At 70.7% G+C, this 6,206-nt stretch carries 7 protein-coding genes; 4 read left to right on the top strand and 3 right to left on the bottom strand.

Annotated elements, in window-relative coordinates; genetic code table 11:
• Positions 1-35: 35 nt before the first annotated feature.
• Positions 36-833 (bottom strand): TatD family hydrolase, encoded by a 798-nt coding sequence (locus FL344_RS37685; RefSeq protein WP_141621903.1) that lies wholly within the window; start codon positions 831-833, stop codon positions 36-38.
• A 120-nt stretch (positions 834-953) separates the two neighbouring features.
• Here FL344_RS37685 and FL344_RS37680 point away from each other — a divergent pair, with 120 nt between their 5' ends.
• Both FL344_RS37680 and FL344_RS37675 read left to right on the top strand, forming a co-directional pair.
• Positions 954-2,447 carry a PD40 domain-containing protein gene (locus FL344_RS37680; RefSeq protein WP_141621902.1) on the top strand — a complete coding sequence of 498 codons (1,494 nt, stop codon included), beginning with the start codon at positions 954-956 and terminating at the stop codon, positions 2,445-2,447.
• A 162-nt stretch (positions 2,448-2,609) separates the two neighbouring features.
• Complete coding sequence (locus FL344_RS37675; protein ID WP_141621901.1) at positions 2,610-2,861, top strand: hypothetical protein; 252 nt, start codon at positions 2,610-2,612, stop codon at positions 2,859-2,861.
• A gap of 32 nt (positions 2,862-2,893) precedes the next feature.
• Here FL344_RS37675 and FL344_RS37670 read toward each other — a convergent pair whose 3' ends face one another.
• Positions 2,894-3,136, bottom strand: coding sequence for a hypothetical protein (locus tag FL344_RS37670; protein ID WP_043612925.1), 243 nt, complete (start codon positions 3,134-3,136; stop codon positions 2,894-2,896).
• 526 nt (positions 3,137-3,662) lie between these two features.
• Here FL344_RS37670 and FL344_RS37665 point away from each other — a divergent pair.
• Together FL344_RS37665 and FL344_RS37660 are read left to right on the top strand one after the other, a co-directional pair.
• Positions 3,663-4,607 carry a zinc ribbon domain-containing protein gene (locus FL344_RS37665; RefSeq protein WP_228565659.1) on the top strand — a complete coding sequence of 315 codons (945 nt, stop codon included), beginning with the start codon at positions 3,663-3,665 and terminating at the stop codon, positions 4,605-4,607.
• A 13-nt stretch (positions 4,608-4,620) separates the two neighbouring features.
• Complete coding sequence (locus tag FL344_RS37660; protein WP_141621899.1) at positions 4,621-5,583, top strand: DHH family phosphoesterase; 963 nt, start codon at positions 4,621-4,623, stop codon at positions 5,581-5,583.
• Between the two features lie 21 nt (positions 5,584-5,604).
• Here FL344_RS37660 and FL344_RS37655 read toward each other — a convergent pair whose 3' ends face one another.
• On the bottom strand, positions 5,605-6,177 hold the full coding sequence (locus tag FL344_RS37655; protein WP_141621898.1) for a nucleoside triphosphate pyrophosphatase: 573 nt from the start codon (positions 6,175-6,177) through the stop codon (positions 5,605-5,607).
• Between the last annotated feature and the right edge of the window lie 29 nt (positions 6,178-6,206).

Below are 6,206 nucleotides of genomic sequence, written 5' to 3'. Positions count from 1 at the left end.
GGTTCATGGCGGTCCTCTATAACGCGACCGCTCGCCTACCGCGAAGGCGCAGGGAAAGCTTCCCGGAAGAAGCGGCGGGCATTCTCGGTCGTCTGCCGGGCGACCTCCTCGACGGGCTCCCCCCGGACGCGGGCCATGCCCTCCAGGATGTGGGGAAGGTAGCCCGGCTCGGAGCGTGTCCCCCGGTGGGGCGTGGGGGCCTGGTCCGGGGCGTCCGTCTCCGCCATCAGCCGGTCCAGGGGGATGGCCCGGAGCGCATCCAGGGGCTTGCGGGCCTCCGCCCAGGTGACGGGGCCCGCGAAGGAGAAGTGGCAGCCCTTCTGGAGATAGAAGCGCGCCAGCTCCACGCCGCCGCTGTAGCTGTGCATGAGCAGGCCCGCCTCGGGGAGGGGCTCCTCCTTCAGCAGTTCGATGAGGGCTGGGTGCAGCCGGTGACAGTGCATCAGCACGGGCAGGCCGTGCTTGCGCGCCAGCGCGAGGTGCCGCTTCAACACCGTCACCTGCCGTTCCAGCGGCGCGCCCGGGAGGCTGGGGCCGTCTAATCCGCACTCACCCACGGCCGCCGCGCCGCCCTTCGCGAGCAACGCGTCCAGGTGCTCGAGCACGGCGTCGTCCTCTTCCGGGGGCATGTCGGGGAGGAGCTGCGGGTGGATGCCCAGGCCCACCTGAAGGCGGGCATCCTGGCGGGACATCTCCAGCAGGGGCTCCCAGTCATGCGGGCCCACGCCAGGGATGACGATGCCGTGGAGGCCCGCGGCCCAGGCGCGTGAGAGGACTTCCGTCCTGTCGGCATCGAAGCGGGAGGCATCCAGGTGGCAGTGGGTGTCTATCATTGAGCAGGCAGCTCCCTTGGGCCGTTCATTCAGGAACACGCTGTGTGCTCCCGCGCATCCGGGTCAGCGCGCCCGGAAAGGCCGACGGTATACGCGCCCTCTATTCTCCGGAGGGTTTCCATGACCAAGCGTGTCGTTATCAGCGCGCTGTGTGGCGTGCTGCTGGTGCTGTCGACGGGGTGCGGTGACGAATGTGTCGATGTATTCGACTGCCGCAGCGACAAAGGGCCCCCTCCGGCGGGGAAGGATTGGACGTGCCGCTCGGGCAACTGTGAGCTGCGCGATGTCCAGCGGCCGCCCGGGGAGGACGCTGGGACGGAAGAGGACGCCGGCACCGAGGGCGACGCGGGCACCGAACAGGACGCGGGCACTGAAGGGGATGCCGGCACGGACGTGGGCACGGCCGACGGCGGTGGCGTGGTCGTCATCGGCACGGGGGCCAAGGGCGATGCTTGCACCTCGTCCGCCGACTGCGCCGCGGGCCTGCGCTGTGAGGGCACGGCGGAGGCCATGACGTGTCAGGCGCTGCACGTGGCCTTCACGGCCATGGACGACACCGACGAAATGGCCGCGGTGGTGACGCGCTTCGATGAGCCGGAGCCCATGCGGCTGTCGGACGCCGCAGTGAACAGCCTCTACCCGCGCTGGAACCCGGCCGGCAACCGGATTGCCTTCGTCCAGGGCGCCACCGAGACGGGCACCTCGACGGGAAACCTGGCCGGTGAGCTGGTGGCGCGCGACGTGCCGCTGGTGGCGGCCGCGCCCACGATGCTCGCGAATGGCACCACGGGCAGCACCGAGGGCTTCCTCTACCTGGAGTGGGAGCCGGGGGATTCTCTCCTGTACGTGCGCCGCGCGGGCGACAGCATCTCCGGCATCTCCCGCGTCCCGGCCGAGGGCGGCACGGTGGAGCAGGCCACCGCGACGGGCTCCTCCCCGGCTTGGCGCAACGGCAACACGTTCGCGTTCAGCACCGCCACCGTCGGCATCTCCACGGCCACCGTGGGCGGCACGCCCACGCCGCTGGCCATCGCGGGCGCCACGGCGGAGCAGCCGCACTACAACCGCGTCAATGACCAGCTCCTGTTCCTCCGTCCGGATGACACGCGGCCGGTGGGGCTGAACGCCGCGCTCTACATCGTCCCCGTGGGTGGCTCCGCCGTGCAGACGATTGCCGAGTTCAGCACGGCGGCCGTCGAGGGTGGCTCGGTGGATTCCTACATCGCCAACCCCACCTGGGCGCCGGATGGCAGCTGGGTGGCGTACGTGCGCGCCTACTTCTTCAACCCCACCACGGGGGAGCCGGTGCTCTGCGGCGCCGGTACCTCGCCCTGCGCCGGCGACCCGGGCAACATCATCTTCCTGCGCCGCATCAACCCGGCGGACGGCACCCCGGTGGGGGATGAGGTCAGCTTCGCCGAGGGCGCCACGCTCCCGTCGTTCTCTCCGGATGGCCACTACGTGGCCTACATCCAGGCGGGGCAGCTCTACGTCCAGCAGATTGATCCGGCGGCGGGCGCGAAGGTGGGTGACCCCATCGTCCACCCGCTGGGGGACTACACCCTCCAGACGTCGCGCGGCGATGACCACCGCCCGCGCTGGCAGCCCCGGTAGCCCCAGGCTGTTGACGGCGTGAAGGCCCAGGCCCGCGTCTCCTCAGGGGACGCGGGCCTTCGTCGTTTCCGGGATGGCGCGCGGTGCCTTGTCTCCGCGCGAGATGCGGCATAGGGAGGGGCGCGCGGGCCCACCTCTGGGTCCGTCCACCGGAGGACCCGCATGAGGCGCTTTCTTGTTCCTGGCTTCCTGCTCTTCACCGCCTGCGCCACCGCGCCGGCTCACCGCCTGGACGGGGGCAGTGGTGGCACCGTGGCCGAGGAGCCACAGTCGCTGGCCGCGCCTGTGCGCCTGGAGACACGCTCCGGCAGCTTCCTGGTGCACCCGAACAACGCGGAAGACTTCGAGAAGCTGCTCGCGGGAGAGCCCACGCGGCAGCGCTACACCGCCGGCATCTTGATGGCGGGAGACTGACGTCCACGCCGGCCGGGACAGGGGCGGAGGGCTCAGCCCTCCACGACGATGCGACGCCCCAGCGCCCGGGTCATCTGCGGCGAGGTGAGCTGGGCCAGCACATCCACCAGCTCCCCGCCGGAGGTCTCGAAGGCCGCCGCGATGACCTCGCCCACCGTCAGGTGGACCTTGCCCGCGGCCGCCCGGGCCCGCTGGGCCGTTCGCCGGAGCGCGGGCATCACCCGCCGGCCCTGCCTGGGAACCGCGCCACTTCTACGAGTCGTCCGCTTGCCCATGGGTTCCTCCCACCGCACCGTGCTACGCGGGTGAGTACACCGTGGGTCTGACACATGCAGTTGAGGTGCCAGCCGCCTGACTACCTGTCCGGTGGGACAATGCCCCTCATTTCCCAGGCAGAAAGCGGGGTTAAGCGGACAGTCGGCTCGCTGGGTTCACGGTGCTGCCTGGGTATGAATCGTTTCATCGAGCGTTTTCGTTCACTCCGAGCGCAATCTCGACGTTTCGTTCAACGGCCCCGTTTCGTCACGTGGCTTACAATTCTTGGCACCCAGGTCCAATCTGACCTCGATGTCAGAGTCAAGCCTTCCCGCAGAAGTCCGTCTTTCCGGGTGGAAAGCCAGAACATCCTGACGCAAATGTCGCGGCCTCGTGGGCGGCGCGGGCAGTGCGGTATACGCCGGGGGCATGCCCCAGACTCTCTGTCCGAACTGCGGCCACAGCCCCATTCCGCGCGGTGCCAGTGCGTGCCCCTCGTGCGGGGAGCCGTTCGACCATCTCCAGTCCCACAAGAAGGTTGGCCGGATGCGGTTGGACCGGCCCATGGTGGAGGCGGACGACGACGCCACGGTGTTCGGCGGGGACCTTGTCACCAGCGCGGTGTCCGCCCATCCGGGCCCCGCGGCGGGGGTGTTGCTGGCGAGCGCCGCGGCCTGGTTCGTCCGCGCCGCGGGCCTGTTGGGCTCGCTGGAGGACCCCACGTGGACGTACGGCCTGGTGTGCCTGGACGCGGTGCTCGCGCTGGTGCTGGTGCTCAACCGCGGCCCCGCGAAGGGGATGGCGCAGGTGGGCGTGGTGGTGCAGCTGCTGGCCACGGGATGGCTGGCGCGTGAGGCACCGCTGGCCCCCGTCCACGTGGCCTACTTCATCCTCGGAGTGCTCGCGCTGGTCATGGTGGTGGGCGAGCCGGGGCCCATGCGGCGCTACCTGGGGCTGGGGTTGGGCCTGGGAGCGGCGGTCGCTTCGGCGGGCTTGCTGGCGCTTCCCATCGCGGGGACGTCGGGCGCGGGTGTGCGTCAGTCCCTGGTGGGCAGCGAGCTGGGGTATCGGCTGGAGCTGCCCCCGGGGTGGGGACAACTGACGCGCGAGCAGCTCGCCCCGCACCTGGTGCTGCCCGCGTCCACCCTGCAGGGCGGCGGCGTGGGCTTCGGCGACACGGCGCAGGGGCGTTATGGCCTGCTCTGGGTGGAGCGCGGCACGGGCACTGCGGCGGCCGTGGGATGCAAGGGGCTGTTCCAGGCGCTGGGCGGTGCGCTGGGGGAGGCGCTGTCACTTCCCGCGCCTCCGGCGTTGGGGAGCAAGGCCACCGTGCATCCGCTGCGCACGCCGGGGGGCGCAGAGGGCACGCTGGCGTGCGGGGTGCTGGCGGACGGGCGGCTCGTGGGGCTGGCGGTGGTGGCCGCCCAGGCGAGTGGCGGTGCGGACGAGGTGGCCTTCACGACGGTGGGCGCGGGACTCGCGTTGCAGTAAGGGGCTCATCGCCATGAACGTTCAGGTCCTCTTTCACGACAGCTGCTTCGACGGCGCCGCGAGCGCGGCCGTGTTCTCCCGCTTCTACCGGGAGCGCATCCGTCCGGACGCGGCCTTCCGGTACCTCGGTCTGAACCACAAGCCAGGCGCCGAGGGCATCGACCCGGCCGTGTTCTCCGGCGAGGAGAATGTCATCGTCGACTTCCGCTACAGCCAGGACGCGCGGCTTACCTGGTGGTTCGACCACCACGCCTCCGCCTTCCAGCAGCCGGGGGACGAGGCGCACTTCCGCGCGGACACCAGCGGGCGCAAATTCCACGATGCGCACCGCAAGAGTTGCACGAAGTACCTGGCGGACGTGGCCCGGGAGCGCTTCGGCTGGGATGCGTCGCCCATGGCGGAGCTCATCCACTGGGCGGAAATCATCGACGGGGCCCAGTTCCCCTCGCCGCAGATGGCGGTGGCGCTGGAGGAGCCCGCGCTGCGCATCATGACGGTGCTGGAGGCCAACAAGGACCCCAGCCTCATCCCGGAAGTCATCCGCCGCATGCAGTCCGAGTCGCTGGCGGACATCGCCGCCTCGCCGCTCATCGCCACGCCCCTGGCGCCGCTGCTGGCGCGCCACCAGTCGAACATCGAGCTGGTGCGTGCCCGGGCGCGCTACGAGCGCGGCGTCGTCTTCTTCGACCTGGTGGACGAGGGCGTGGACAGCCTCAACAAGTTCATCGCCTATGCCCTCTACCCGGACGCGCGCTACACGCTGTGGGTGGGGAAGGGCGCCTCGCGGGCCAAGGTGTCCATCGGCTCCAACCCGTGGAAGCCGGAGCTGCGGCGGCACGACCTGTCCGCCATCGCCGGGCGCTACGGCGGCGGCGGGCACCCGGTGGTGGCCGCGGTGAGCTTCAAGGCGGACCAGGCCGACAAGGCGCGCGCCGCCTACGCGGAGATTCTGGCGGAGCTGTCCTCCGACGCGTGACGGCGCGGGCGTCAGCGGCGCTCAGAAGAACCGGAAGCCCGCCTCCCGCAGCAGTCGCACCACCGTCACCATGGGCAGGCCCTGAACGTTGGAGCGGTCGCCGTCGAGCCGCTCCAACAGGGCCTGTCCGGCGTCCTCCACGCGGTAGCTGCCGCAGCAGCCCTCCCATTCGTTCAGGTCGAGGTAGCGCTCCAGCTCCTCCTCCTTCACCGGGTAGAAGGTCAGCCGGGTCGTCTCCACTGCATCGAGCACCTTGCCTCCGGGGCCCACCAGGCACACCCCGGTGTGGATGGCGTGGGTGTGACCCACCAGCTTGCGCAGTTGTTCGCGCGCCGCGTTCCGGTCGACGGGTTTGGTGAGGACTTCGCCCGCCACCTCGACGAGCTGGTCCGCGCCCAGCACCCAGGCCTCCGGGTGCCGCTGATGCACCGCGCGGGCCTTGCGTGACGCGAGCTCCCGCACAGCCTCCGTCACCGACAGGTGTGGGGCGACGACCTCGTCCACGCCGGGGGCCTCGGCGCGGTAGGGGAGCCTCAGTCCATCCATCAGGGCCCGCCGGGCGCTCGACGTGGAGGCCAGAATCAATTCGCTCATGGGACGGGCAACCTAATGCAGGGCGGGGC

Source organism: Myxococcus sp. AB036A, assembly GCF_006547355.1.
Classification (GTDB): Bacteria; Myxococcota; Myxococcia; order Myxococcales; family Myxococcaceae; genus Myxococcus; species Myxococcus virescens.
This window is presented reverse-complemented; position numbering and strand designations above follow the sequence as displayed.

Bases quoted from the DNA above. Each gene is read 5' to 3' on its own strand.
- FL344_RS37685 (WP_141621903.1), bottom strand. From the start codon at position 833: ATGATAGACACCCACTGCCACCTGGATGCCTCCCGCTTCGATGCCGAC.
- FL344_RS37680 (WP_141621902.1), top strand. From the start codon at position 954: ATGACCAAGCGTGTCGTTATCAGCGCGCTGTGTGGCGTGCTGCTGGTG.
- FL344_RS37675 (WP_141621901.1), top strand. From the start codon at position 2,610: ATGAGGCGCTTTCTTGTTCCTGGCTTCCTGCTCTTCACCGCCTGCGCC.
- FL344_RS37670 (WP_043612925.1), bottom strand. From the start codon at position 3,136: ATGGGCAAGCGGACGACTCGTAGAAGTGGCGCGGTTCCCAGGCAGGGC.
- FL344_RS37665 (WP_228565659.1), top strand. From the start codon at position 3,663: ATGCGGTTGGACCGGCCCATGGTGGAGGCGGACGACGACGCCACGGTG.
- FL344_RS37660 (WP_141621899.1), top strand. From the start codon at position 4,621: ATGAACGTTCAGGTCCTCTTTCACGACAGCTGCTTCGACGGCGCCGCG.
- FL344_RS37655 (WP_141621898.1), bottom strand. From the start codon at position 6,177: ATGAGCGAATTGATTCTGGCCTCCACGTCGAGCGCCCGGCGGGCCCTG.